Origin of the sequence: Corynebacterium hiratae, from assembly GCF_009708045.1 — a bacterium.
Lineage (GTDB): Bacteria > Actinomycetota > Actinomycetes > Mycobacteriales > Mycobacteriaceae > Corynebacterium > Corynebacterium hiratae.
Map to the genome: position 1 here is coordinate 170,283 of NZ_VIOG01000002.1, position 23,086 is coordinate 193,368.

The window sequence follows — 23,086 nt, forward strand, 5'->3', positions numbered from 1 at the left end:
TAGGGCAAGTTCGCCCTAACGGCTGAGCTTGCGGTGGGTAACGCGAGACGGGCGGGCAGCTTCCTCACCGAGGCGCTCAACCTTGTTCTTCTCGTAGTCACCGAAGTTGCCCTCGAACCAGAACCACTGACCTTCTGCCACGTTGCCCTCCCAGGCCAGGATGTGAGTACAGGTGCGGTCGAGGAACCAGCGGTCGTGAGAAATAACCACGGCACAGCCGGGGAACTTCTCCAGGGCGTTTTCCAGCGAGCCCAGGGTTTCCACGTCCAAGTCGTTCGTCGGCTCATCGAGGAGGATCAGGTTGCCGCCCTCTTTAAGGGTCAGGGCCAGGTTCAAGCGGTTGCGCTCACCGCCGGAGAGAACCTTGGAAGGCTTCTGCTGATCGGCACCCTTGAAACCGAAAGCGGAGAGGTAGGCGCGGGACGGCATTTCGTTCTGGCCGACGTGAATGTAATCCAGCCCGTCGGAGACTACCTCCCACACGGTGGCCTCGGGGTCGATGTTCTCGCGGCCCTGGTCAACATAGGACAGCTTGACGGTCTCGCCGACGTCCACGCTGCCGGAATCCGGCTGCTCCAGACCCACGATGGTCTTGAACAGCGTGGACTTACCAACACCGTTCGGGCCGATCACGCCGACAATGCCGTTGCGCGGCAGGGTGAAGGACAAGTCCTTGATGAGCACACGATCATCGAAGCCCTTGGTCAGGTTCTTGACCTCTACCACCTTGTTGCCCAGGCGCGGCGGGGTCGGAATCTGGATCTCCTCAAAGTCCAGCTTCTTGTACTTCTCGGCTTCCGCAGCCATCTCCTCGTAGCGCTGGAGACGGGCCTTGTTCTTGGCCTGGCGGGCCTTCGCACCGGAGCGAACCCATGCGAGCTCGTCCTTGAGGCGCTTCTGCAGCTTCTTGTCCTTGGCACCGGCAATTTCCAGACGCTCAGCCTTCTTCTCCAGGTAGGTGGAGTAGTTGCCCTCGTAGGGATAGAGCTTGCCGCGGTCAACCTCACAGATCCAGCCCGCGACGTGGTCGAGGAAGTAACGGTCGTGGGTCACGGCCAGGACCGCACCCGGGTAAGACTCGAGGTGCTTCTCCAGCCACTGGACAGACTCGGCGTCCAGGTGGTTCGTGGGCTCGTCGAGCAGCAGCAGGTCGGGCTCACTCAGCAACAGCTTGGCCAGCGCGACGCGGCGGCGCTCACCACCGGAGAGGTTGGTTACCGGGGCATCGGACGGCGGGCAGCGCAGTGCTTCCATAGCCTGCTCGATCTTGGAATCGACCTCCCAGGCATCGGCAGCGTCGAGCTCCTCCTGCAGCTTGCCCATTTCCTCCATGAGCTCGTCGGAGTAATTGGTGGCCATCTCCTCCGCGATCTCCTCGAAGCGCTGCTTCTTCTGGAAGATTTCACCGAGGCCTTCTTCGACGTTTTCGCGGACCGTCTTCTCCTCATTGAGCGGCGGCTCCTGGAGGAGGATGCCGACCGTCTTGCCCGGATCCAGGAAAGCCTCACCGTTGGAAGGCTGATCAAGGCCGGCCATGATCTTCAGGATCGAGGACTTACCTGCACCGTTGGGGCCCACGACGCCAATCTTGGCGCCCGGGTAGAAAGCCATGGTGACGTTGTCCAAAATAACCTTGTCACCGATGGCCTTACGCACGTTTTTCATCGTGTAGATGAATTCGCCCATGTTTCACCCTTTGCTTCTGTCAGGATTGGTAAATAACAGTACAAAGACTACATCACATGGGCGGCGGTGGTCCTCTGTCCTTAGACCATCGCGTCCTCAGGTTCCGGTTCGACGTGTGACTCGGCCGCGGACTGCGCTTGCTGACGGTCCGCCGCGGTGTCCTGCGGAGTATCTCCCGACTGCAGGGCAGCCGGCATTGCTTCATTCTCCGTGGTGCTGGGTGGCGCCGTGTAATCTACGTCCGGCACCGGTGGATTCTCCCCCAGCCAGAGGGCTTCACTGCCCTCCTCGCCGTAGGAGGTGCCAATTTTGGTGGAGGTAATGCAGAAGCGGTTGAGGTCGAGCCCCACGTGCGCAATCTTGATATAGGTCCTAGAACGCGTCGCTCCGCGCTGATCCTCCCACCGATCCGTGACGATGGAGCCCATAACAAAGACCGGCATGCCCTTAAACAGGGACTTCTTGACGTTGATGGCGCACTGGCCCCACACCTCGCCGTCGATATAGTTGAGGTCCAGCTCTCGCCACACCGTCTTGCCTTCTTCATCCTTTTCCGGAACGCTGCGGGAGGAGGCAAAGCGCAGGCGGGCTTTGTACATGGTGTCGCTAATCTTGGTCAGGTGCGGGTCGTGGGTCAAACGCCCAGTAAGTGAGATTGGGTATTGAGACATTGCGTGATTCCTTTGCCATGTGTGGTTGGTGATCTTCTTGAGTGCGAGGAAGCAATACGCCTCCCTTACCTCGCATCATCGCCACCGATCACCGCACCCGCAATGGCGTCACCGCCAACCTGTGGATAACTTGTTGAAAGAATCAACAAAATATCCATTCGCACAGTTCAAAGACCCTTTTCCATCACCCTGGACGCGCCAGCTCTCTAGTGCTGGCGGAAGCTGGAATCGTCGCCTTCGTTCATTTGCTTGAGCATGGCATTATAGCTTGCCAAGTCGGCATCGCCGTCAACATCCGCCTTAGCATCGTGGCGGCGAGCAGTGGCGCGATCCTCTCGCAGCCAATCCAGGAATAGTGAACCAAACACGATCACCAGCGGGAACTGGCCAAAGCCCCACGAAATGCCACCGCCGGTCCGCTGATCCGTGACAAAGTCCGGGTTCCACGGCAGGTTCAAGGATTCATAGAAATCCAAGCCCAGAATAACCTGCATCTGCATGAGGTAGACACCGGCGAATAGATGCAGAGGCATCGACACAAACAGGATAAGCAGGCGAACGCCAGTGGGCGCGCGCCATGGCAACGGATCCGGGCCAATAACCTCCCAGTAGTAGATGTAGCCGGAAATCAGGAAGACCCAGTTCATGATGACGTGCCCGGCATGTTCCGAAATGGCAACTTCGTAGAAGCTCGGAAAGAGGTAGAGCACGTAGAGAATGGCCAGAAACTGCAGGACATTGACCGCCGGATGCGTCAGGACGCGCAGCGTGGTGGATTTGGTGAGGGCGACAGCGGCGTCGTGAAGCGTGGGCTTGCCCGGCTCACCCGGTTCAAACGCCTCCATAACCAAGGTCACTGGGGCACCCAACACGAGGCAGAGCGGAATCGCCATGGACAAAATCATGTGCACCAGCATGTGCATGGAGTACAGCGCCGGCATGTACAGACCAATACCGTTGCTCATGATGATGGTCATGCCCAACGAGCCCACCAGGAACCAGGTCGTGCGCCCCGCCGACCACGTCAGCCCACGCCGCTTCAGACGCCAGAGCGCGTACAGGTAGAAGCCGGCTAGCACGAGTCCGAGCGAGCCAAACATGAGGTCGAAGCGGAACATGGTCCACACGTTGGTGAACGTGGGGGCGTCGAAAAGCTCGTAGCCCACCAGGATTTGCATGGCGTTGAGGTTCGGATCCCGCGGTGGCGGGGGCGGCGTGCGACCCATCGAGATGGCCACGCCGACTGTGGCCGCCATGATAAGAACCTCCACCACCGACACCCGAATAAACAGGCGCGGCGCGCGTTTCAGCTGGGGAATGGTGACCCGGCGATGCACAAAGCCTATGGCCGCGAGCACCACCGTGAGCACTGTTTTGCTCAACACCAGCAAGCCATAGCGAGTGGTGAATAAATCCCCTAACTCAACGCGGATGAGCGCGTTGACCACACCGGTCGCCGCCAACCCCAAGATGGACAGCAGCGCAACCGTAGAATAACGGCGAACCGCCACGCCCATGTCAGGCCCTAGGCGGCGGCCATGCGCAATGAGGCCCATGAGCCCACCGACCCACAGCATGATGAAGAACAGGTGCAAAAGCAGTGAGTTCGTGCCGTAGTCATGGTCGCCGCCAGAGGCCGAGTGCCCCTCCATCCCGAGGGGCACCGTGAGCAACAGGGACAGGAAGAACGTAGCGACCTGTCCCGCCCACGTGCGCGCAACAAACCCCGCTACGGCGACGAGCGCTGCGATCCCCGCGGTAAGGAGCCAGACCTGCGACGCCGCAATCTGGCCCACCGCCATGCCCATCAGCTCCGGGTTAAGAACCTGGCGCAACGGGGTACCGGTGAGATCCGACATGACGAGGGGAACCTCGAGCAAGGACACCACCGCGGCTCCCACAGCGGCCCAGGCACCGGTCCGCGCAGCGATGTGCCCGTCGACGGTGAGGCGCGCCTTGATCAAACGCTCGTTGTCCTTATCTGGCACGGCCGGGTAAATCAAGAATGCGCTGGACATGAATGAGCCGATAGACAGGGCCATCAGCATCCAGGCGACGGCACGGAAGAAGGGCAGACCAAAGGTCGTGACGCGCCCCGGGTCCGGGATACCGAGGGCAGCGAGCGAATCTGCAAGGAAGAACAGGGAAATGATCCCGCCCACGAGACCGGCGAAGACGACGAAAGAAAGATTCAACAAACGGGAGGGCCGCGCTCCCGACGCCGAGTGCGCCAGCCCCGGCGAGTACTGTGAGCTGGTGTTTTCCTTCTCAGTGTGCATGGTGGGCAGTCTACCGCCACACATGTTCTCTTACCTAAAAGGTAGACAACTCTCAGCTTTCGGGTAGTCTTCACTTATGGACTCACGCCAGCTTCATCACTTTCGAACCGTCGTGGACCACGGTTCGTTTACGCAGGCCGCGGAATCGCTGCAGCTCACACAACCTTCCCTGAGCCTTACCGTGCGCAAACTCGAAAAAGATCTCAACGTGAAGCTGCTCTCCCGCGGGCGCGGCGGAGTCCAAACAACGGAGGCTGGGGATTACCTCTATGGTGTCGCGACCTCGATCGATTCCCTCCTCAACACCGCTGCCGTGCGCCTAGCCGAGATTGCGTCGGGCAGTGCCGGGTCAGTCACACTGTGCTCCGCGCCCGAGTTCAATTGGCTGTATATGCCGGCGGTTCTGCGCCGCATGCGGCAACGGGCGCCAGAGGTAAGCGTTTCCTTAAAGGACTTAGAACCTACCGCCACGCTCAAGCAGGTCCTGGATGGCTCCGTGGAGATCGGTATCATCCTCACCACCAACCCACAGCGGTTCCGCCAAGACTACGGCACACAGCTCACCATTGACTGCGCCGCCGAGATGGACCTGCGCGTCGCACTCCCCCAACGCCTGGCGGACCTACCCGACCCCGTCCAGCTCTCCGATCTTGCCGCCGAAACGTGGCTCCTGCCGCCGCGCTGTCCGGAGCTCAGCAGCCTGCCCGAAGTGTTGGACCAGGTATGGGCCGCGGCCCCGCTCAGCAAACCTATGGGCGTCCAGGAAATTTCCACGCTGCAAACAGGCTTGCCGCTCGTTGCCGGCGACTATGGCATCAGCCTCATGCCGCACACCGCGCAGGCTTTGGGCCAAAGCGGCGTTCATTTCCGCCGCGTTGCGGAAACGCTGCCTACTATGCAGGCGCTTCTCATCCACCGTACGGACCGTGCATTGAGCCCGGCAGCGCGCACGTTGGTCTCCACCCTCCTCAGCACCAGCACCGAATCAACACCAGCAGTAGCCCGATAGTCTGACTTCGCTCTCCGGTGCGTTATGATGGCTCGGTACGCCTCCATAGCTCAGTGGATTAGAGCAGTGGGTTTCTACCCCATGTGTCGCGGGTTCGAATCCTGCTGGGGGCACGCAGGTCAGAGCCACTTTTTGGCGTTTCATTAAGCCTTAGAAAGTGGCTTTTGGGCACAATTTAGGCACTCTTCTATGGACATTACCCTCGCCACTTTTGACTACGCCCCGGAATCCGCGCTGCGCGGACTGCGCTTTAGTAACGCCTGGGTGCCGTCGCCAAGCTATGCGGAATCGCGCCGCGGGGTGCTCACCGGACAGTACCCGCAGCGCGGCGCCACCACCCGTATCACGGAGATTTTCGCGGCCGCCGGCTTCGAGGCCCGAGAAGATGCCCTCCCCGCGTCCTCACCGGTCTTTCGCCTCCTCGAGCAGCCGCATCCCCAGCTGCTGGGTGACCTGGAGGGCGTCGTGGCGGTCTGTTCCCTACAGGGCGAGAAGTCCGCGATGTCCCTCCTATGGCCCGGCGTAGCGGAGTCTGGGGTCTGCGCAGAGCTCGTCTCCCCTCTCGACCTAGCGCCCACGCTTGCGGCAATCGCGGGGCTGGATGTGCGCCCCAACGCCCCGCTGTCCTTCGACGGTCTCAATCTGGTTCCGGTGCTCCGCTACGGCGCCTCCGGGCACGCAGCACTCTTCTTCGACAACGGCGTACGTATGCAGGACGCCGTGCTTGTCGACGTCTCCGCTTCCCCGCCCAGCGCCTTGCCGCGTCTGCAGGAGGAGTGGGAAACGTGGAAGAGGTTTATGGCTTTCGGCCCGCTGCAGTAGCTACTCCACCGGGATAACAACCCAGAGGATGAGATAGAGCAGGATTCCTGAGAAGCCCAGCAGAGTCGCAACAACGAAGAGAATGCGCACCAGGGTCGGATCGAGGTTGTAGGTCTGCGCAATGCCGCCGCAGACGCCGCCGAGCATCGTGTCAGTAGTGGAACGAGTTAAACGTTGGTTGGTCATGATGTCTCCTTTCGCTTTCTATTATCCAGAGTTGGGGCCGAGGAGACATCAGTGTTTACCCTGATTTAGACCCTGAGTGCTCTACGCTGGGTGGAGACTTCCCACCCCTGAGAGAAAGGACGCCGTTTCATGGCTCACTCCCCTGGGCTGCCCGCCCCTACCCGCTCGTCGTATGCGCTGCTAACTGGTGCCAGCCAGGGCATTGGCGCTGCGATGGCCAAAGATCTGGCCGCTCGCGGCTACAACGTCATTCTCGTTGCTCGCCGTGAAGAGGTCCTCGAATCCATCGCTGCGGACCTACGCTCCCGTCACGAGGTTGATGCCATTGCGCTGGCTGCGGATCTCTCCGAGGCGGCGGACGTTGACCGCGTTATCGAGTTCATGGCGGGCAAGAAAATCTCCATCATCGTTAACTCGGCGGGCATCGCCAGCTTTGGCAAGTTCATGGATCAGGACTGGGACTATGAAACCCGGCAGTTCGATCTCAACGGCAAGGCCGTTCACCGTCTGACCCGTGCCGCACTGGAGCAGATGCTGCCGCGGCGCAGCGGCGCTATTTGTAACGTGGGCTCGGCTGCGGGCAACGTCTCCATTCCGAACAACGCCACCTATGTTTTCACCAAGGCAGGTGTCAATGCCTTTACTGAGGCCCTGCACTATGAGCTCAAGGGCTCGGGCGTGACCTGCACCCTGCTGGCCCCTGGCCCGGTGCGCGATGCTGTTATCCCCGAGGAGGAGCAGTCCATCGTGGATAAGGTCGTCCCGGACTTCTTGTGGACCACCTACGAGTCCTGCTCCGAAGAAACCCTCGAGGCCATGGCCCGCAACCAGCGGCGCGTGGTCCCCGGCCCGCTCTCCAAGGTAATGAATGCACTGGGCAAGATTGTGCCGACCCCGATTGTTGCGCCGATCATCGGCAGCTTCTATTCCAAGATGGCCTAGGACACGACAAAGCCCGCTCTCTTTGGGAGAGCGGGCTTTTGCGTTACTTAACCCTGGAGCGGCGAGTCCTGCGCAATGGCTTTCTGCGCGGCCTCCTGGCGGGCGAGCTTGCGCTCTACCCAGAACTCAGCGTTCTTGATTCCCAGCGCCTCTGGGTCAAACTGCGGGTCCTTGCCGGCAGCCTTCTGTGCGCTGTAGTCCTTGAGGCACTTGAGAGCCGGGACCTGCAGGAAAAGAATGGCGATGATGTTGAGCCATGCCGTTGCACCAACACCGATGTCACCCAGCGCCCAGGCGGAACCCGGAGTCGTCGTCGCGCCAACGACCACGGACACCACGAGGAGAATACGCAGAATCCAGACGAGCGCGCGGCGGGTGGTCTTGTTGCTGATCCAGCGGTTGAAGTAGGTCAGGTTGACCTCCGCCATGTAGTAGTACGCCAGGACGGTAGTGAAGGCGAAGAACGCAATGGCGATGGCGATGAAGCTCGGGCCGAAACCTGCCAGCAAGGTGTCGAGGCCGTGCTGGACAAAGCCCGGTCCAACTTCAACGCCATCCGGGAGGGAGCCTGCGTAACGCACAGGGCCTTCCTCCGACTCGCCCTCGAAGACCTTGTACATGTCAGTGGAGATGATGATGAACGCGGTAGCGGAGCACACGAAGAGGGTGTCAATGTACACCGCGAAAGCCTGCACGAAGCCCTGCTTCGCTGGGTGGGAAACCTCTGCCGCCGCGGCCGACTGCGGGCCGGTACCCTGGCCTGCCTCGTTGGAGTAAATACCGCGCTTCACGCCCCACATGATGGCCGAGCCCAACAGGCCAGAGAAGGCCTGCTCGGCGCCGAAGGCGGACTTGAAGATCATGCCGAAGACCTCAGGGATCTGGTTGAAGTTCATGATCAGAATGATGATGGCGAAGAGAATGTACGCAGCCGCCATGAACGGAACCACGAGGGACGCGAAGTTAGCGATACGCTTGACGCCACCGATAATGATGATGGCCAGAATTCCGCCCAGAACCAGCGCAGACCAACCAACTTCGATGCCCCAAGCATTCTTAACGGCGGCAGCCACACCGTTAGCCTGGATACCAGGCAAGAAGTAGCTGGTAGCAAGGATCATCGCAATAGCGAAGACGATGCCGTAGACCACCATGAACGGGCCGGCCTTGGTGTGTTTATAGGCCTTTTCGATGTAGTAGGCCGGGCCACCGCGGTACTCGCCGGTGTCCTGATCCTTCTCCTTGTAGACCTGCGCCAAGGTACATTCCACGAAGGACGTTGCGGAACCCAGCAGCGCCACCGCCCACATCCAGAACACAGCGCCCGGGCCACCGAAGGCGATAGCCGTCGCAACGCCGGCGATGTTGCCTACGCCGACGCGTCCGGCCAGTGAAATCATGAGCGATTGGAAGGACGAGACACCCGCCTCGGAGCTCTCGCCGTCCTTGAGCTGTTTAATCATGTCCGGAATGCAGCGTATCTGCAAGAATTTGGTCGCCAACGTGAAGTAGATACCTGCGCCGAGACACAAAAAGACAGCGCTGGTGACCAGATAAGGGCATTGAGGGTGTCGAGAAAGGCTGACATCGGTGGGTAACCATCCTTCGCAATATGTGAGTGCCATCACGTTAAAGGCTGTCCTAATAATGTCCCATCGACTGAGGCTTTCGTGAGCGAAATCATGAAAAAGTTGAGAAAAGGGCGTACCGTAACCTCCGCAATCACCACAAATCACCAGTTCACATCGTTTAAGAAGCGCCTCCCCCGCCAACAGATCTGACCTACCCCCATCTACCCCCGCCCTGGCACCTCCCGAACCTCGCCCAAGGAGAAACTATGGTGGATCCCATGAGTGATATCCCCGCTAAGAATGATCGCCTTGTCTGGATCGATCTGGAAATGACCGGACTGGAACCACAGCGCCACGTCATCGTGGAAGTTGCCGCCGTGATAACCGACGCCGAGCTGAACATCCTTGACGACGGCATCGACCTCGTCGTGCACGCCACGGAGGAACAACTCGCGGAGATGGACGACTTCGTCACCACAATGCACGCAAACTCCGGGTTGGACAAGGAAATTCGGGAATCCACGCTCACGATCGAAGAAGCAGAGGACGCAGTGCTGAAGCTCGTCGAAAAGCACTGCGATCCGAGCCACCCTGCACCCTTGGCAGGCAATTCAATCGCCACAGACCGCGCTTTCATCCGCGCCTACATGCCACGTCTGGATGCCGCGCTGCACTACCGAATGATTGATGTTTCCACTATTAAAGAGCTCGCCCGCCGCTGGCACCCGCGGGCTTATTACAACCAACCGGAAAAGGGAATGGCGCACCGGGCACTTCAGGACATTATCGAGTCCATCCGCGAGCTCGATTTTTACCGCCGCAGTGTTTTCCGCACCGACGACGGCCCCTCCTCCACGGAAGCCGAGGAACTGAAGGCCGCTACAACCACCGATTACCAGGCGTTTTTGTAAAACCGACGACGTGGGTTAACCTGTATCTCGTTGCTTTCGGGCAACGATGGTGGCTGTAGTTCAGCTGGTAGAGCACCAGGTTGTGATCCTGGGTGTCGCGGGTTCGAGCCCCGTCAGCCACCCCGAATAGACCCCGCATTCTGCTTGAGCAGGATGCGGGGTTAACTTTTTGCGCCGAACCACCCTAGCCTTGGATATGTTAGCCTTACCTAATCTAGTATTGTGTAGGCTCCCGCCCTCACAGCAACTCAAGTATCCCGAAGGACAGTGATAACAATGGCTGCCCAAACTAAAGAAGCGGCGCCGAAGCGCAAGCCCCGCAAGGCGCATGAAGCGACCGTGATTGGTCGTCACCAAGTCTCTCCGGATTTGGTTCGGTTGAGCATGAACTCCCCGGCTTTTGTGGGCAAAGAGCTGGAGTTTACGGATCACTACATCAAGCTGTTGTTCGTGCCACAAAGCGCTGACTACTCTTGGCCATTTGATGTCCAGCAGATTCGTGAAGAGCAGCCGCGTGATAAACACCCAATTCTCCGCACCTATACCCTGATCAACCTGAACCCGGAAACCGGGGACTTCGACGTTGACTTTGTCACCCACGGTGATTCCGGCTTGGCCGGTCCATGGGCACGAGTAGCTGAGGTCGGAGAGAAGATCGGTTTCCTCGGCCCAGGTGGCGCGTGGGGCCCCACCGAAGAGTATGCGCACTTTGTGTTCGCCGGTGATGAATCCGCGGCACCGGCCATCGGTGCCGGCTTGAAGCGTCTCCCCGAAGGCGCGACTGCAACTGCATACATCGAGATCGCGGCCGAAGACCGCACGTTTGAACTCCCCACCCGCGAGGGCGTGGAGGTCATTTGGGTGGTCCGCAATGGCGCTACCCCCGGTACTGAGCTATCCCGCGTGGTGTGCGAAGCTGGTATCCCTACGGGGAAGACAACCAGCTGGTTCATCCACGGTGTCGCCGAGATGATCAAAGAGCTGCGTCGCTTCCTTTTCGTGGAATCTGGAATTCCCAAGGAAGACGTTTCTATCTCTGGCTACTGGCGCATCGGCATGACTGAGGACCAGTGGCAGGCCTCCAAGCGCGAATTCAACGCCGAAATTGAAGCCGAAGAAGACAAGGCCAAAGCCTAAATCTCGCTCGCACGTTAGACTGCGGCAATGATCGATTTCACCGCCTCCGCAGACATCGTCGCTCCCCAACTGCTGGGAATGGTGCTGACGCACAACGGCGTCTCCATTCGCATCACAGAGGTGGAGGCCTACCTCGGCTCAGGCGATGAGGCCTCGCACACCTTTAACGGACGTACCCCACGCAACGCCGCCATGTTCGGTCCGCCCGGCCGCCTCTACGTCTATGTGTCCTACGGCATCCACCGGAACGGCAATATCGTTTGTGCACCCGAGGGGACCGGCGAGGGCTGCCTGCTGCGGGCCGGCGAAGTAATCGACGGTATAGACCTCGCGTACCAGCGGAGGGGCGACACGGAGTTTCATAATCTCGCCCGCGGCCCTGGCAATGTGGGCAAGGCCCTTGGTTTCAGCATCGCGGACAACGGCACGCCCGTCCTCCTCAGCGAGCGCGAGAGCGAGCCGGAGTGGGTCCGCGGGCCGCGCATCGGAATCTCGAAGAACCAAGACGCAGCCTTACGCTTTTGGATTCCCTTCGACAAGACGGTGTCGCGACGCCGCGGTCTCCCCCGCTAGTTCTTATTGGAGAGGCATGGGGGCGAACCACCCCAATCCTCACCCAACTACGCCAAGGCTGCTCGCACCAACTCTGCTGCTTGGGACGGGGTCTTTCCTACCTTTACGCCGGCCGCTTCCAGTGCTGCCTTCTTTCCTTCTGCCGTACCGGAACCGCCCGAGACGATGGCACCGGCGTGGCCCATCGTCTTGCCTTCTGGTGCGGTAAATCCAGCGATGTAGGCAATGACCGGCTTCGTCACGTGGTCCTTGATATAAGCCGCAGCGTGCTCTTCTGCATCGCCGCCAATCTCACCGATCATGATGATTGCCTCGGTGTCCGGGTCATTCTGGAATGCCTCGATCGCAGAAATATGCGTCGTACCGATGATCGGGTCACCACCGATTCCCACGCACGTGCTAAAGCCGATGTCAGAGAGCTCGTACATCATCTGGTACGTCAACGTGCCCGACTTCGACACCAAGCCAATCTTTCCCGGGTTCGGAGCGGTCTCCGCCGGGATAATGCCCGCATTGGATTCACCCGGCGTGTACAGCCCTGGGCAATTGGGGCCGATGATGCGCGTCTTGGACTCTCGCCCCAACGCATAGAGCTCCGCAGTGTCCTTCACGGGGATTCCCTCGGTGATAATCACGACGAGCTCAATGCCAGCGCGGATCGCCTCCTCCGCCGCATCCTTGGTGAACTTTGCCGGCACGAAGATGACGGTGACGTTAGCGCCTGTCGCCTGCATAGCCTCGCGCACGCTGCCAAACACAGGGATCTCGCGCCCATCAATGTCCACGCGTTCGCCTGCCTTGCGCGGGTTGACGCCACCTACGATGTTGGACCCGGACGCCAGCATGCGGCGCGTGTGCTTCATGCCTTCCGAACCCGTCATGCCCTGCACAATGATCCGCGAGTCTTTGTTGAGAAAAATCGACATATCTACTCCTAGTTCGCCAGCTCAGCAGCCCTGCGGGCAGCAGCATCCATGGTTTCAACCTGCTCCAGTTTGGGCAGGTGTGCGTCATTAAGAATCGAGCGTCCCAGCTCGGCGTTGTTGCCGTCGAGGCGCACCACGAGCGGCTTGGGTTCGATCCCCTCAGAATCCAAAATCTTGTACGCCTGCACGATGCCCTTGGCAACCTCGTCGCACGCGGTAATGCCACCGAAGACGTTAACGAAGACAGATTTCACTTGCGGGTCGCTGAGAATCACCTCAAGCCCGTTAGCCATCACTTCCGCATTGGCACCACCGCCGATATCGAGGAAGTTCGCGGGCTTCGGCTGCGATGCAAGATCCTCGCCGGCGTAGGCCACGACGTCGAGCGTTGACATCACCAAGCCAGCGCCGTTGCCGATGACACCCACCGAACCATCGAGCTTGACATAGTTCAACCCCATCTTCTGCGCCTTGAGCTCCAGCGGGTCGGTCGCACCGTGGTCTTGCAGGTCGCGGTGCTCGGGGTGGCGGAACTGCGCGTTATCATCCAGCGTGACCTTGCCATCGAGCGCAATAATTTCGCCGCTTGACGTCTTGACCAGCGGATTAACTTCCACCAGCGTGGCGTCTTCCTCGGTATAGACCGTGTAAAGCTTCTTGAACACGGGCACGAGCTTGGCGACGTCCCCCTCATCAAACCCCGCCTCATATGCCATGTCCCTAGCGAGGGTGTCCGTCATGCCGTCGAGCGGGGAGAAGCTGCGCTTAATCAGAGCGTCTGGGCGCTCCTCGGCCAGCTTTTCAATCTCCACGCCACCTTCCTTGGAGAGCATGGCCAGGTAACGGCGCTTGGTGCGATCGAGGAGGATCGAGAAGTAGTATTCCTCAGCGATGTCTGCGCCTTCTGCCACCATCACCTTGCGCACGGTGTGGCCCTTGATTTTCAGGCCCAGGATCTCGTTGGCCTTCTCCGCGGCTTCCGCGGGGCTGTGCGCTAGCTTGACTCCCCCAGCTTTGCCGCGACCACCGGTTTTGATTTGTGCCTTGACCACAACCACCGGCGTGCCCAGCTTCGTGGCTGCTTCCTCAGCCTGCACGGCCGAGGTCGCAACAATGCCCTTCAGGGTGGGAACCCCATGAGCTTCAAAGAGGTCTCGAGCTTGGTACTCGTAGAGATCCACTTCTGCCTCCATCTTTGCAGTGAATAACTAGTTCTCCACAAGATTCACCAAAACCAAGACGTGATGCAAACCACTTAACATTTGCGCCTGCGCAGTGCTTCACAAAGTGCGCAGGCATGACACAACGCCGCCCGTTGCGGGGCCACAGTATGCCAATAATGAATTAACTGACTTTACTTTCGGGGGCACCCTAGACGGTAACCCTAGGCAACGCTGTCAATAATCGCGGCCAATTCCTTCGATGCGCTCTTCATATCTTCCACGTCCTTCGCATCACCCATCGAATGCCGGAACATGTAGTTAATCACTTCCGCATTACCCACGGTGGTCACGCAAAAGAACTGCCGCAGGTCCGCCTCCGGATGCTTCGCGCAGGCAAAGTAGCGTCCACCCTCAGTGAAGTCGAGGTCCTCAAAAGGTTTGACTTCTTCGCCGTTCTCTCGCTCCTGACGTTGATAGTCCTCGGCGACGAATGAGCGCACGTCTCGCGCGGCCTGCTCATTGTCCTTCGGGCAAGGATCGGTTTCTTTCTCATCTAGATAGCTGGAACCGACCATAAACTGCAGCCCATCCGCCTGATAGAAGCGCCCCAGCCATCAGGCTCACCCGCGTCATATGTGGGGTCGTGCGCCAGGCCAGCGAATTCCTCCGGCATCGCCTCCAACAGCGCCGGGATATCGAATTCAGTCGCGCACGTACCTTCCTCAGCTGGAGCGGCAGCGCTAACGCTTGATACAAACGGGCTTGCGCTTTCGCTTTCCTCATGCGTGCTACCACCTTCCGAGGAGCACGCCACCAACGCCAACGGCGCTAGTAGCACTATCGCAGCTCGCTTATACCAGTTCATCCGGGGCCCTTTCCTTGGCAGTTTTTCCGCAAGGCTACCCCGGCAATCAACCGGGCTACTGGTTAGCGGTAGCGTTCCCCGCAGACCACGTCTCCCAGTCCATGTTCCAATCCCCCAGGCCGTCGAGCGGGCTCAACACGCCACCGCCGGTGTTGGAAACCCTCACGATATCGCCGCGCTTGACCGTGTTTTGGAACCACTGAGCAGCCTCAGTAGTCACGTTGATGCAGCCGTGGGACTGGTTGTAACTGCCCATCGCACCCACAGCCCAGGGCGCCGCGTGGACATAGATTCCGGAGTAAGACATCTGGGTCGCCCACTGAACGTCGGTCTTATAACCGCCGGCGTCGAGAGCCAGGCCAAAGGTAGTCGAGTCCATAGTGAGGGACGGGTACTGGTCACCGATGATGTAGGCGCCATTCGGGGTGTCCCACTGGCCATCCCTGCCCATCGACACCGGAATGCGGCGCAGCACCTCGCCATTCTTGAACACCGACATCATCTTCGTGTTGTTATCGACCAGCGTGATGACGCGGTCACCGATAGTGAAGTTGGTGGAGGCATCCTCGCCGCCGTAAACACCGCCGCCAAGGTTGCGGCCATACAGGTCGACGTCGACAGTCACTTTCGTGCCCGGCTCCCAGTAGTTCTGCGGGCGCCAGCGCACCTCCTGGTTATTTACCCAGTAGAACGCCCCCTCAACGGCAGGCTCGGTCTTGACCGTGATGGCCTTCTCGGCCGCCTTGCGGTCGGTGACGTAGTTGCCGAAACGCACGCCGATAACCTGGCCCACTCCTACTTCGGAGTCCGGCAGCGGGCTCAACGCCACCTCAGACACCGCCGCGGCCTGCGGGGTAGTGAAGGTGATGGTCTTGTGGGTGCCATCCTTGTCTGTGGCATCGATGGTGTAGGTGCGGTTGTACCCCAAAACTTCGGCACTCTTCCACGTGGTCGAATCACTCGACAGCTCGTCCTCCACCACTTTGCCGGCCTCGTTGGTCATCGTCACCGACTTCAGACCCGCAGGAGAAGTGACCTCGACCGGTTCGGAAGGATCGACATCACTAGCACCGTCTTTGACAGAAAACTTTAGTTGCTTCGCCTTAGCGGCTGCCGACGCCGACGCATCCGCCGCCGCACTCGCTTGGGCGTCTGCCTCAGAGTGGCTATCGGCCGGGCTGGAGTTCTCGGCCCCGCCAATGGTGCAGGCGGTCAGAAGGGAGGCAGTCGCAATGAGACTCGAGAGAAGCACTGCGGGACGTGCGGAAGGGAATAGAGAGTGCACACAAACCCCTAGCTCATAAAAGGACAAACAAGAACAAGAGTGCACTAAGCCTAACCGCCCGCACGGCCTTCTCACTAGTTAGCGCCACCGCCCTTAACCGTTTCGTTACCGGTCTTCCCCACTCCCGCATTCCACGCTTTCAAAGAAGAGAAAAGTAGCCGCTACCTAAGGAGCTCAAAAACCTTTATTCACCTGGCGATTTTACCTTTTCAGGAAGAGGGTGTTAAAGTTACATCTCGTTGCACGGCAGGCACTGAGGAAATCAGAGCCAGCTAGGTAAACACCAGCGCCATTAGCTCAATTGGCAGAGCAACTGACTCTTAATCAGTGGGTTCGGGGTTCGATTCCCTGATGGCGCACAGTTTAACCCCCTTCATCCTAGATGAAGGGGGTTTCTTCGTCTCTTAAGCCGACGACCGCGTTAAGGGGGTTAGGCCTTTAAGACCCGAAGACCTCCAAGCGCTGCGTCTTGGGCCGCCACCAGGCGGCATATTCGGCAGTGAATTCTTTATGCTCCGGCCCGGCAATCTCATCGAGGGCACGCATATAGTCAGGCACCAGCGTCCGAGGCAGGCGCAGCCCCACCGTCAGATGCGGGGTCCACCTTGGGCCGCGCCCCTCGGGGTTCGCGGCACTTATCTGGCGCGCCGCAATCTCTAGCTCATCGGTGGTCTCCAGAAGCCAGGCCACGGTCTGCTTGCTTTTCCTCCCGAATACCACCGTCCCGACGCGATGAAACAGCGCCGGCAGTAGCGGCGGCAACAGAGTGCGGGCCTTGTCGACGACTGCGGTCTCGAGCGCCGGCGCAAACGTTACCGTAATGTGCGGGCGCTGGTGCTGCACCGGAAAGCCACGCTGAGCCAGGGCAGCATAGACTTCCCGGATCGTGTCTTCATCCTCCGGGGTGAGGTACAGCAGGAGGTTCTCGGGCGAATTTCGGCTCACACGGCCCGAGTCTAACTAACCTCTCGCAGCGCCACGATGGGTTGCCCGCGGTGGTCCAGCACATCCGTCTCTACGCCGTAGACCTCGCGCAAGAGTTCCTCCGTGAGCACCTCCCCCGGCGCGCCGTGAGCGCGTCCCTTGCCGCCGTGAAGCACGACAAGCTGATCGCACATCCGGGCGGCCAGATTGATGTCATGAATCGCCACCAACGCGAGGCTGCCTTCCTCCCGAGCTTTTGCCCGCACGCGGCCCAAGACGAAGAGCTGGCGGTTGAGATCGAGGGCAGAAGTGGGCTCGTCGAGAAGCATGAGCCCAGGGGTCCCCACGAGCATCTGCGCCACGGCGACGAGCTGGCGCTGGCCTCCAGAGAGCTCATTGAGGTAGCGCTGCGCAATCTCATCGAGCCCCATGGAGTGCAGGACCTCGGCTGTGCGGGTGATTGGGTCCTCGCATGCTTCGCGCCGCGCCGCAATCAGCACCGCCTCAAACGCCCGCAGCGCCGCGGTGTGCGGCAGGCCCTGCGGCACGTAGCCAATGAGCTGGCGGCGCCGCTGCCCGCGCGGGGCTTGGCCGTCGACACGAAAATCAACCGTGCCACCCCGCGCGCGGTGAACGCCGGCGAGCGCCTTAATGGTGGTGGTCTTGCCAGACGCGTTCGGCCCCAGCAAGCCCACCACCTGCCCGCCGCGCAGCGTGGGGAGACTCAGCCCGTCTACCACCGTGCGCGAACCATAGCCGGCGGTCAGATCAGCGATGGTGAGTTCTACGTCCACAATGCCCTCCTCCGGGTCATGACGATGGCGATGAAGAACGGCACGCCCAATAGTGAGGTCACGATGCCAATGGGGATGGCCAGCCCGGGCTTAATGACGAGGCTCAGCGCATGGGCGGCACACATCACCGCCGCGCCCGCGGCCATGGATGCCGGCACGAAGTAGCGTTGGTCCTCCCCCACCAGCATGCGCGCGATGTGAGGGCCTACTAGGCCAATAAAGCCGATGATGCCAGCGAAGGCCACGGTGGTGGCCGCGACGAGTGAGACCACGACGAGCACGATCACGCGCAGACGGGAGGTGTTGACACCGAGGGCGGTGGCGCGGGCATCGCCAAGCCGCAGCGCCGTCAGCCGCCACGACAGCGCGCCCAGGATGGGCAGCGCCACTGCAAGCACGCCGGCTAGCACGGCGTTGGCTTGCCAGCTGGCGCGGGTGAGCGAGCCCATGGACCAGAAAACGATCTGCTGGAGAGCCTCGCTGGAAGAACGGTATTGAATGAGCGCCAGCATAGCCTGAAAGAAGAAGACGAGGCCGATGCCGAGCAACACCATCGTCTCGGACTTCGCGCCGCGGATAACGGCGGCAACGACGATGATGGCCGTGGCGAGCGCCGCCGACAGCCACGCGATAAGCGCGAGGTTAAACTGCGGCTGGGCCAAAAGCTGCCAACGCAACACGATGGCACTGGCTCCACCGAAGGCAGCCGCCGCGGAAATACCGAGAGTAAAGGGTTCCGCCAGCGGATTATCCAGGATGGTTTGCATCTGTGCGCCAGCCAGTGACAGGCTGGCGCCGATAAGCAGCGCCATGACAGCCATAGGCAGGCGCAGGCTCCACAGGACTGTACGCGTTTGCTTGTCGACACCTCCCGGATCCACCATCCCCCGCAGCACCTGACCCGGGGTGAGGTCGATGGCGCCGACGATAACGCTGACGACGAAGGCGGCGAGAGCCACGACGATAAGCCCGGCGACGATGGCGATGCGGCGGCGTGTTACACGGGAGTGCTCGCGTGCCAGGGCCTCCACGGGAAGAACTGCGGTTTCTGCGCGCGTGGTCCGTTCTGGGCTTGCCGAGCGCCCGGTTGATGTGAGAATGCTCATGACTAATTGGTGCTGAAGAAGGTTCCGTCGCCTGGGACGGGCGAGTATTTCTCTTGGGCTTCTGCCCATTCTTGCTGCACGTTGACGTCGGTGTAATCCTCCGGGTGGAGCCACGCGGCGATCTGGAGGAGTGCTAGGTAGTTGAAGGGCGAGTTGTAGAACTGGTGCCACAGGCCATGGAGGTTGTGCTCCTTGACGGCGGAGAGGTCCTCAAAACCAGGTTGGACGCCGGCCAGCGTGGCAGCGCTGTCGTGGGCATCCTTATCGCTGATGCCATAGCCGACGGCAGCGAATCCGGTGTGCCCTTTTGCGTTATCGACCTTGGCGGACCAGTCGCCGCCGGTAGCAATGATCATGTCGGGATCGGCGTCGATGACCTTCTCCGGGGTCAGCGCGCCGGACTCACCTTCGATGATGTCGTCTGCCACGTTCTTCCCGCCGGCGACGTTGACCAGCTCAGAAATGTTGGAGTCGTTCCACGAGCCACAGCAGTCGGAAATACCTGCTGCGCGCCACACGAAGGTAGAGGGCTTGCCCTGCGCCTTGGTGGCGCGCTCGGTCACCAGGTCCACATTCTTTTGCCAGTCCGCGATGAACTCCTCCGCGCGGTCCTCGTGGCCAAAGATATCGGCGAATATTCTCATGGTGGGGACGGTGTTCTCCAAGGGCTTGGCGCGGAAGTCTGTGACGGCATAGGTCAGGCCGGCCTGGTCCAGCTTGTCAGTGAGCCCAGCGGTCTGGGAGGCTTCGTACTGATCCTTGGAGAGCACGATGAGGTCTGGGTCGAGGCTGATGAGCTCCTCCACGGTGACGTCGCCCTTGGTGAAGCCGCCGATTTCGGGCAGCTCGTTGACTTTGGGCGTGGCCTTTTCCAGCTCGTGGTAGTAGTCGGGCACGTTCTGCTTCAGGTCCGATCCGATGGCCACGACCTTGTCCAGCGGATCTTCCTTGTTAAGGATGCCGGTGGCAAAGACGCTGCGGCCCTCTCCCAGGATTACGCGTTCTGGCTCGTGGTCCAGCTCCACTTGGCGGCCGGCAAGGTCTGTGAAACTCACAGCGGCGGTCCCTTGCACTCCCGTTGACTGCTCGCTGCCGGCATCGGCATTGTCGGAAGCACAGCCCGCCAGCGCGCCAGCCAGCGCCGTCACAATGGCACACGCTCCTACCACTCGCCCGGCGCGGTGACGGGATGCCTGAGCTGCAGGCGTCGATACGTGAAGCACGATTTCTCCTTCAAACTTTCGTCTTGTGGTCTGCACGGAGGCTCATACTACACCGGCAGGCAAGGCTACCCAAAGCTTCGATAGGATAGGCAATACTTCTACTAACGCATACCGAGCGCAAAAATGCCCCACCCCGGACATTTCCCAAGGCAGGGCTTCTACGCGCGCAGTCGCGCCCAATGGCGCTAGCCGGCGTTAGCGGCGCTCAGCAAGCAGGCGCTGCAGCTCCTTGATGTCGGACTTACGACGCTTGGAGCGGAAAACGGAAAAAGCGATGAGGCCTACGACAGCCGCGCCAACGCCGGCGAGCGCCATCTGCACATTGCGCTCCTGCAGCTTCTGGGTTGCCGCGCCCTTAGCGTCGTCAACGAAGTTCTGCGGCTTGCTGCGATCAGCGAGCTCATCCAAGGTGCTAGCCAGCTGACGGCGGGTGCGCTCGATGTCGCGCTGGATATCATCAATGTTGCGTGCCACGTGAATCTCCTGAATTTTGGCTTCGTTCGGTGTTGTTGCGGTTAGTGTCTTTCTAACCGTTGAGGTTCTAACGTGGACATTCTACATTGACCACCAGCTCCCCTGCAGAGTTGGCCAAGTTTTGTCTCAGCTGTGCTGCGGCGAGCAAACTTAGATTCACCAAAGAGTCCTAAGGGAGAGCACGGTAGGCTATACACCATGACTGAAGCACAACGACTGTCCGTGGGTGACAAAGCCCCCGCTTTTTCCCTCAGCGATGATGCCGGCAACACCGTAAGCCTGAGCGACTATGCCGGCCAGCGCGTCGTGGTTTACTTCTACCCGCGCGCCAACACCCCTGGCTGCACGAAGGAAGCCTGCGACTTCCGCGATAGCCTAGAGCAGCTCAATGGCATGAACATCGCCGTGGTGGGCATCTCCCCCGACAAGCCCGAGGCCCTGGCTAAGTTCCGTGAGGACCACGAGCTGAACTTCCCGCTGCTCTCTGACCCCGATAAGGAGGTCATGACTGCGTACGGCGCTTTCGGTGAGAAGAAGAACTACGGCAAGGTAGTCCAGGGAGTTATCCGCTCCACGTTCCTCGTCGAGGAAGACGGCACCATTGGCCAAGCCATGTACAACGTCAAGGCCACCGGCCACGTCGCCCGCGTGCTCAAGGGGCTCAACTAAACCGTGGAATCTAGCTCGAAGTCACCGGAGATTCTGGTCCCGAGGCGTCGCCCAGCGCAGGCGCGTAGCCGGGCCAAGTATGACCGGATTTTGTCCTGCGCGCGTCAGACGCTCGTGGACCATGGCTTCGAGTCTTTTACTTTCGACGAAGTCTCGCGCCGCGCAGAGGTACCGATTGGCACGCTGTATCAGTATTTTGCCAACAAGTACGTGCTGATCTGCGAGCTCGACCGCCAGGACACCGCCGAAATGCTGGCGGAGGTAGAGCGATTCTCCCAGCGCGTGCCTGCCCTGCAGTGGCCGGACTTTCTCGAGGAGTTCATTGACCGCATGGCGCGGGTCTGGCGCGAGGACCGTTCGCGCCGCGCAGTGTGGCATGCCGTGCAGTCCACGCCGGCCACCCGCGCCACGGCCGCTGATACGGAGCTTTCTCTGCTCAAACCCATCGCCGAGATCATCGAACCACTTGCCCAAGGCATGGACGAGTCCGCCCGGGTGGAGATTGCGGCCTTCCTCGTCCACACCGTGGTCTCGCTGCTTAACTACAGCACCATGCGCTCGGAGGAGAGCTTCGATGGCGTGGTGGAAGAGATTAAGCGCATGCTCATCGCCTACCTCTTTGCCATCGCCACCAGCGCCTAGATCATGGCGTGGGTTATGGCGTGTGCCGCGAAAGGTGCACGATAGCGGTGGCGTAATCACCATCGTGGCTGATGGACAGCGCCGTAGAAAAATCCCCCAGGGATTCTCGCGTGAGGCGGGCAATCTCGCCCCGCAGCTCGAGTGCTACGCGGCCCCACGCATCGGGGCGGACCTCAATCTCGGCCCAGTCCACGGCCTCCTCCGCTAGGACCGGCGGATGCCCGTAGAGCGCTTGCGACCACGCCTTGATGAAGGCCTCCTTCGCCGCCCAGCGCCCTGCGAGGTGCTGCGCGCGGGCAGCACCGCTCAGTCCACGGGCCTGCGCCACGCGCAACTCGGAGGAGCTGAAGACCCGCGCAAAGCGCGTTCCGGGAAGCTCCAGCTGCTGGGCAAAGGAGGGGATGTGCACTAGGTCGGTGCCCACGCTCACGCCACTCATAGTCATGCAAGCCAGCTTAGTTGCGCCAACCGTGGTCTAACGCGCCAGCTCCTGCTTGAGCTCCTCCAGCTCGTCGCCGCCGGCCATCCATTGGGTTAACTCTGGCAGCGTGACCTCGTCCTTGGAAGCATCCAGCGACATCTGCCCCACCGTGAGCACGATGAAGTGATCGCCCACGAGGTAGGCGTGCTGCGGGTTGTGCGTAATGAACACCACGCCCATGCCGCGTTCGCGGGCGGCGTCGATAAAGCGCAGCACCATGCCCGACTGCTTCACACCAAGAGCGGCGGTCGGCTCGTCCAAAATGATGTAGCGCGCGCCGAAGTAGATGGCGCGGGCAATCGCGACCACCTGGCGCTGGCCGCCGGAGAGGGCGGAGAGTTCCACGGAGACGTCGCCAAGCTCAATGCCCATCTCGGCCAGCTGGTCATGCGTAATCCGCTTCATCTCTTCCTCACGCAAGCTCCCCAGCGCCCCGGTGAGTTCCTGGCCCAAGAAAAAGTTGCGCCACACCGACAGCGAGGGCACCAGCGCCAAATCCTGGTACACGGTGGCAATTCCGGCATCAAGGGAATCGCGGGGGCTGGCGAAGTTCACCTCTTCCCCATCGACGGTGATGGTGCCGCCCGTGGGCTGGTTGAGGCCAGCAAGGATCTTGATCAGCGTGGACTTGCCCGCGCCGTTATCACCCAGCACGCAGGTCACTGCGCCTTCCTTGACGCTGAGGTTGATACCGCGCAGGGCGTGGAAGTTGCCGAAGGTTTGGGAAATATCGTGCAGCTCAATCAT

23 protein-coding genes, 3 tRNA genes and 1 pseudogene are annotated in these 23,086 nt (G+C 60.5%); 11 read left to right on the forward strand and 16 right to left on the reverse strand.

The window, feature by feature from the left end; genetic code table 11:
• Window positions 1-15 precede the first annotated feature (15 nt).
• From ettA to FME68_RS02555, 3 genes are all read right to left on the reverse strand, one after another.
• Complete coding sequence (gene ettA, locus FME68_RS02545; protein WP_070516054.1) at window positions 16-1,686, reverse strand: energy-dependent translational throttle protein EttA; 1,671 nt, start codon at window positions 1,684-1,686, stop codon at window positions 16-18.
• Window positions 1,687-1,766: 80 nt separating this feature from the next.
• On the reverse strand, window positions 1,767-2,357 hold the full coding sequence (locus FME68_RS02550) for a single-stranded DNA-binding protein (protein WP_070754940.1): 591 nt from the start codon (window positions 2,355-2,357) through the stop codon (window positions 1,767-1,769).
• A gap of 206 nt (window positions 2,358-2,563) precedes the next feature.
• On the reverse strand, window positions 2,564-4,636 hold the full coding sequence (locus tag FME68_RS02555) for a bifunctional copper resistance protein CopD/cytochrome c oxidase assembly protein (RefSeq protein WP_158395805.1): 2,073 nt from the start codon (window positions 4,634-4,636) through the stop codon (window positions 2,564-2,566).
• A gap of 76 nt (window positions 4,637-4,712) precedes the next feature.
• On the opposite strand from FME68_RS02555, the gene FME68_RS02560 reads away from it, so the two are divergent.
• The 3 genes from FME68_RS02560 to FME68_RS02570 all read left to right on the forward strand — a co-directional run bounded on the left by FME68_RS02560 (window position 4,713) and on the right by FME68_RS02570 (window position 6,467).
• Window positions 4,713-5,645, forward strand: coding sequence for a LysR family transcriptional regulator (locus tag FME68_RS02560; RefSeq protein WP_070546595.1), 933 nt, complete (start codon window positions 4,713-4,715; stop codon window positions 5,643-5,645).
• A 39-nt stretch (window positions 5,646-5,684) separates the two neighbouring features.
• Window positions 5,685-5,758: transfer RNA gene (locus tag FME68_RS02565), tRNA-Arg, on the forward strand.
• A 76-nt stretch (window positions 5,759-5,834) separates the two neighbouring features.
• On the forward strand, window positions 5,835-6,467 hold the full coding sequence (locus FME68_RS02570; RefSeq protein ID WP_158395807.1) for a sulfatase family protein: 633 nt from the start codon (window positions 5,835-5,837) through the stop codon (window positions 6,465-6,467).
• Here FME68_RS02570 and FME68_RS02575 read toward each other — a convergent pair whose 3' ends face one another.
• A complete protein-coding gene (locus FME68_RS02575; RefSeq protein WP_046647333.1) occupies window positions 6,468-6,653 on the reverse strand; it encodes a PspC domain-containing protein in 186 nt (61 codons plus the stop codon). It abuts the gene before it with no gap.
• A 129-nt stretch (window positions 6,654-6,782) separates the two neighbouring features.
• Between FME68_RS02575 and cmrA the strand changes: the two genes are divergently transcribed.
• Window positions 6,783-7,595: a mycolate reductase gene (gene cmrA, locus FME68_RS02580; protein ID WP_158395810.1), complete on the forward strand. Its 813-nt coding sequence runs from the start codon at window positions 6,783-6,785 to the stop codon at window positions 7,593-7,595.
• A gap of 47 nt (window positions 7,596-7,642) precedes the next feature.
• Here the strand turns inward: cmrA and FME68_RS02585 are convergent.
• A pseudogene (locus FME68_RS02585) lies at window positions 7,643-9,183 on the reverse strand (alanine/glycine:cation symporter family protein).
• Between the two features lie 261 nt (window positions 9,184-9,444).
• Between FME68_RS02585 and orn the strand changes: the two are divergent.
• The 4 genes from orn to FME68_RS02605 all read left to right on the forward strand — a co-directional run bounded on the left by orn (window position 9,445) and on the right by FME68_RS02605 (window position 11,787).
• Complete coding sequence (orn, locus tag FME68_RS02590; protein ID WP_158395812.1) at window positions 9,445-10,077, forward strand: oligoribonuclease; 633 nt, start codon at window positions 9,445-9,447, stop codon at window positions 10,075-10,077.
• 49 nt (window positions 10,078-10,126) lie between these two features.
• Window positions 10,127-10,199: transfer RNA gene (locus tag FME68_RS02595), tRNA-His, on the forward strand.
• A 154-nt stretch (window positions 10,200-10,353) separates the two neighbouring features.
• Window positions 10,354-11,214: a siderophore-interacting protein gene (locus tag FME68_RS02600; RefSeq protein ID WP_158395814.1), complete on the forward strand. Its 861-nt coding sequence runs from the start codon at window positions 10,354-10,356 to the stop codon at window positions 11,212-11,214.
• Window positions 11,215-11,241: 27 nt separating this feature from the next.
• Window positions 11,242-11,787 (forward strand): DNA-3-methyladenine glycosylase, encoded by a 546-nt coding sequence (locus FME68_RS02605; RefSeq protein WP_070754700.1) that lies wholly within the window; start codon window positions 11,242-11,244, stop codon window positions 11,785-11,787.
• 47 nt (window positions 11,788-11,834) lie between these two features.
• Here FME68_RS02605 and sucD read toward each other — a convergent pair whose 3' ends face one another.
• The 4 genes from sucD to FME68_RS02625 form a co-directional block, all read right to left on the reverse strand.
• On the reverse strand, window positions 11,835-12,713 hold the full coding sequence (gene sucD, locus FME68_RS02610) for a succinate--CoA ligase subunit alpha (RefSeq protein ID WP_070509719.1): 879 nt from the start codon (window positions 12,711-12,713) through the stop codon (window positions 11,835-11,837).
• A gap of 8 nt (window positions 12,714-12,721) precedes the next feature.
• Window positions 12,722-13,894, reverse strand: a complete 1,173-nt coding sequence (gene sucC / locus FME68_RS02615) for an ADP-forming succinate--CoA ligase subunit beta (protein WP_175973599.1) — start codon at window positions 13,892-13,894, stop codon at window positions 12,722-12,724.
• Window positions 13,895-14,097: 203 nt separating this feature from the next.
• A complete protein-coding gene (locus tag FME68_RS02620) occupies window positions 14,098-14,451 on the reverse strand; it encodes a hypothetical protein (protein WP_158395816.1) in 354 nt (117 codons plus the stop codon).
• Window positions 14,452-14,796: 345 nt separating this feature from the next.
• On the reverse strand, window positions 14,797-16,026 hold the full coding sequence (locus FME68_RS02625; RefSeq protein ID WP_328287689.1) for a L,D-transpeptidase: 1,230 nt from the start codon (window positions 16,024-16,026) through the stop codon (window positions 14,797-14,799).
• 286 nt (window positions 16,027-16,312) lie between these two features.
• On the opposite strand from FME68_RS02625, the gene FME68_RS02630 reads away from it, so the two are divergent.
• Window positions 16,313-16,385: transfer RNA gene (locus tag FME68_RS02630), tRNA-Lys, on the forward strand.
• A gap of 79 nt (window positions 16,386-16,464) precedes the next feature.
• Here FME68_RS02630 and FME68_RS02635 read toward each other — a convergent pair.
• The 5 genes from FME68_RS02635 to FME68_RS02655 form a co-directional block, all read right to left on the reverse strand.
• A complete protein-coding gene (locus FME68_RS02635; RefSeq protein ID WP_046647344.1) occupies window positions 16,465-16,971 on the reverse strand; it encodes a 2'-5' RNA ligase in 507 nt (168 codons plus the stop codon).
• 11 nt (window positions 16,972-16,982) lie between these two features.
• The gene (locus tag FME68_RS02640) at window positions 16,983-17,744 is read right to left on the reverse strand and encodes an ABC transporter ATP-binding protein (protein ID WP_046647345.1); all 762 of its coding nucleotides are present in this window, start codon (window positions 17,742-17,744) and stop codon (window positions 16,983-16,985) included.
• A complete protein-coding gene (locus FME68_RS02645; RefSeq protein ID WP_230308860.1) occupies window positions 17,735-18,850 on the reverse strand; it encodes a FecCD family ABC transporter permease in 1,116 nt (371 codons plus the stop codon). The genes FME68_RS02640 and FME68_RS02645 overlap by 10 nt, the downstream gene beginning before the upstream one ends.
• Before the next feature lie 2 nt (window positions 18,851-18,852).
• Complete coding sequence (locus tag FME68_RS02650) at window positions 18,853-20,073, reverse strand: ABC transporter substrate-binding protein (protein ID WP_144013655.1); 1,221 nt, start codon at window positions 20,071-20,073, stop codon at window positions 18,853-18,855.
• Window positions 20,074-20,268: 195 nt separating this feature from the next.
• On the reverse strand, window positions 20,269-20,547 hold the full coding sequence (locus FME68_RS02655; protein WP_144013654.1) for a DUF3618 domain-containing protein: 279 nt from the start codon (window positions 20,545-20,547) through the stop codon (window positions 20,269-20,271).
• 198 nt (window positions 20,548-20,745) lie between these two features.
• Between FME68_RS02655 and bcp the strand changes: the two genes are divergently transcribed.
• Both bcp and FME68_RS02665 read left to right on the forward strand, forming a co-directional pair.
• On the forward strand, window positions 20,746-21,216 hold the full coding sequence (gene bcp / locus FME68_RS02660; RefSeq protein WP_070509732.1) for a thioredoxin-dependent thiol peroxidase: 471 nt from the start codon (window positions 20,746-20,748) through the stop codon (window positions 21,214-21,216).
• Between the two features lie 3 nt (window positions 21,217-21,219).
• On the forward strand, window positions 21,220-21,858 hold the full coding sequence (locus FME68_RS02665; RefSeq protein ID WP_070509734.1) for a TetR family transcriptional regulator: 639 nt from the start codon (window positions 21,220-21,222) through the stop codon (window positions 21,856-21,858).
• 13 nt (window positions 21,859-21,871) lie between these two features.
• Here FME68_RS02665 and acpS read toward each other — a convergent pair whose 3' ends face one another.
• Both acpS and FME68_RS02675 read right to left on the reverse strand, forming a co-directional pair.
• The gene (gene acpS, locus FME68_RS02670; protein WP_185963804.1) at window positions 21,872-22,297 is read right to left on the reverse strand and encodes a holo-ACP synthase AcpS; all 426 of its coding nucleotides are present in this window, start codon (window positions 22,295-22,297) and stop codon (window positions 21,872-21,874) included.
• Between the two features lie 36 nt (window positions 22,298-22,333).
• Window positions 22,334-23,086 (reverse strand): ATP-binding cassette domain-containing protein, encoded by a 753-nt coding sequence (locus FME68_RS02675; RefSeq protein WP_144013652.1) that lies wholly within the window; start codon window positions 23,084-23,086, stop codon window positions 22,334-22,336.

What these genes read in the sequence shown, in the direction of transcription:
- ettA (WP_070516054.1), bottom strand. Translation starts at nt 1,686, where the DNA reads ATGGGCGAATTCATCTACACGATGAAAAACGTGCGTAAGGCCATCGGT.
- FME68_RS02550 (WP_070754940.1), bottom strand. Translation starts at nt 2,357, where the DNA reads ATGTCTCAATACCCAATCTCACTTACTGGGCGTTTGACCCACGACCCG.
- FME68_RS02555 (WP_158395805.1), bottom strand. Translation starts at nt 4,636, where the DNA reads ATGCACACTGAGAAGGAAAACACCAGCTCACAGTACTCGCCGGGGCTG.
- FME68_RS02560 (WP_070546595.1), top strand. Translation starts at nt 4,713, where the DNA reads ATGGACTCACGCCAGCTTCATCACTTTCGAACCGTCGTGGACCACGGT.
- FME68_RS02570 (WP_158395807.1), top strand. Translation starts at nt 5,835, where the DNA reads ATGGACATTACCCTCGCCACTTTTGACTACGCCCCGGAATCCGCGCTG.
- FME68_RS02575 (WP_046647333.1), bottom strand. Translation starts at nt 6,653, where the DNA reads ATGACCAACCAACGTTTAACTCGTTCCACTACTGACACGATGCTCGGC.
- cmrA (WP_158395810.1), top strand. Translation starts at nt 6,783, where the DNA reads ATGGCTCACTCCCCTGGGCTGCCCGCCCCTACCCGCTCGTCGTATGCG.
- orn (WP_158395812.1), top strand. Translation starts at nt 9,445, where the DNA reads ATGAGTGATATCCCCGCTAAGAATGATCGCCTTGTCTGGATCGATCTG.
- FME68_RS02600 (WP_158395814.1), top strand. Translation starts at nt 10,354, where the DNA reads ATGGCTGCCCAAACTAAAGAAGCGGCGCCGAAGCGCAAGCCCCGCAAG.
- FME68_RS02605 (WP_070754700.1), top strand. Translation starts at nt 11,242, where the DNA reads ATGATCGATTTCACCGCCTCCGCAGACATCGTCGCTCCCCAACTGCTG.
- sucD (WP_070509719.1), bottom strand. Translation starts at nt 12,713, where the DNA reads ATGTCGATTTTTCTCAACAAAGACTCGCGGATCATTGTGCAGGGCATG.
- FME68_RS02620 (WP_158395816.1), bottom strand. Translation starts at nt 14,451, where the DNA reads ATGGTCGGTTCCAGCTATCTAGATGAGAAAGAAACCGATCCTTGCCCG.
- FME68_RS02645 (WP_230308860.1), bottom strand. Translation starts at nt 18,850, where the DNA reads ATGAGCATTCTCACATCAACCGGGCGCTCGGCAAGCCCAGAACGGACC.
- bcp (WP_070509732.1), top strand. Translation starts at nt 20,746, where the DNA reads ATGACTGAAGCACAACGACTGTCCGTGGGTGACAAAGCCCCCGCTTTT.
- acpS (WP_185963804.1), bottom strand. Translation starts at nt 22,297, where the DNA reads ATGAGTGGCGTGAGCGTGGGCACCGACCTAGTGCACATCCCCTCCTTT.
- FME68_RS02675 (WP_144013652.1), bottom strand. Translation starts at nt 23,086, where the DNA reads ATGATTGAGCTGCACGATATTTCCCAAACCTTCGGCAACTTCCACGCC.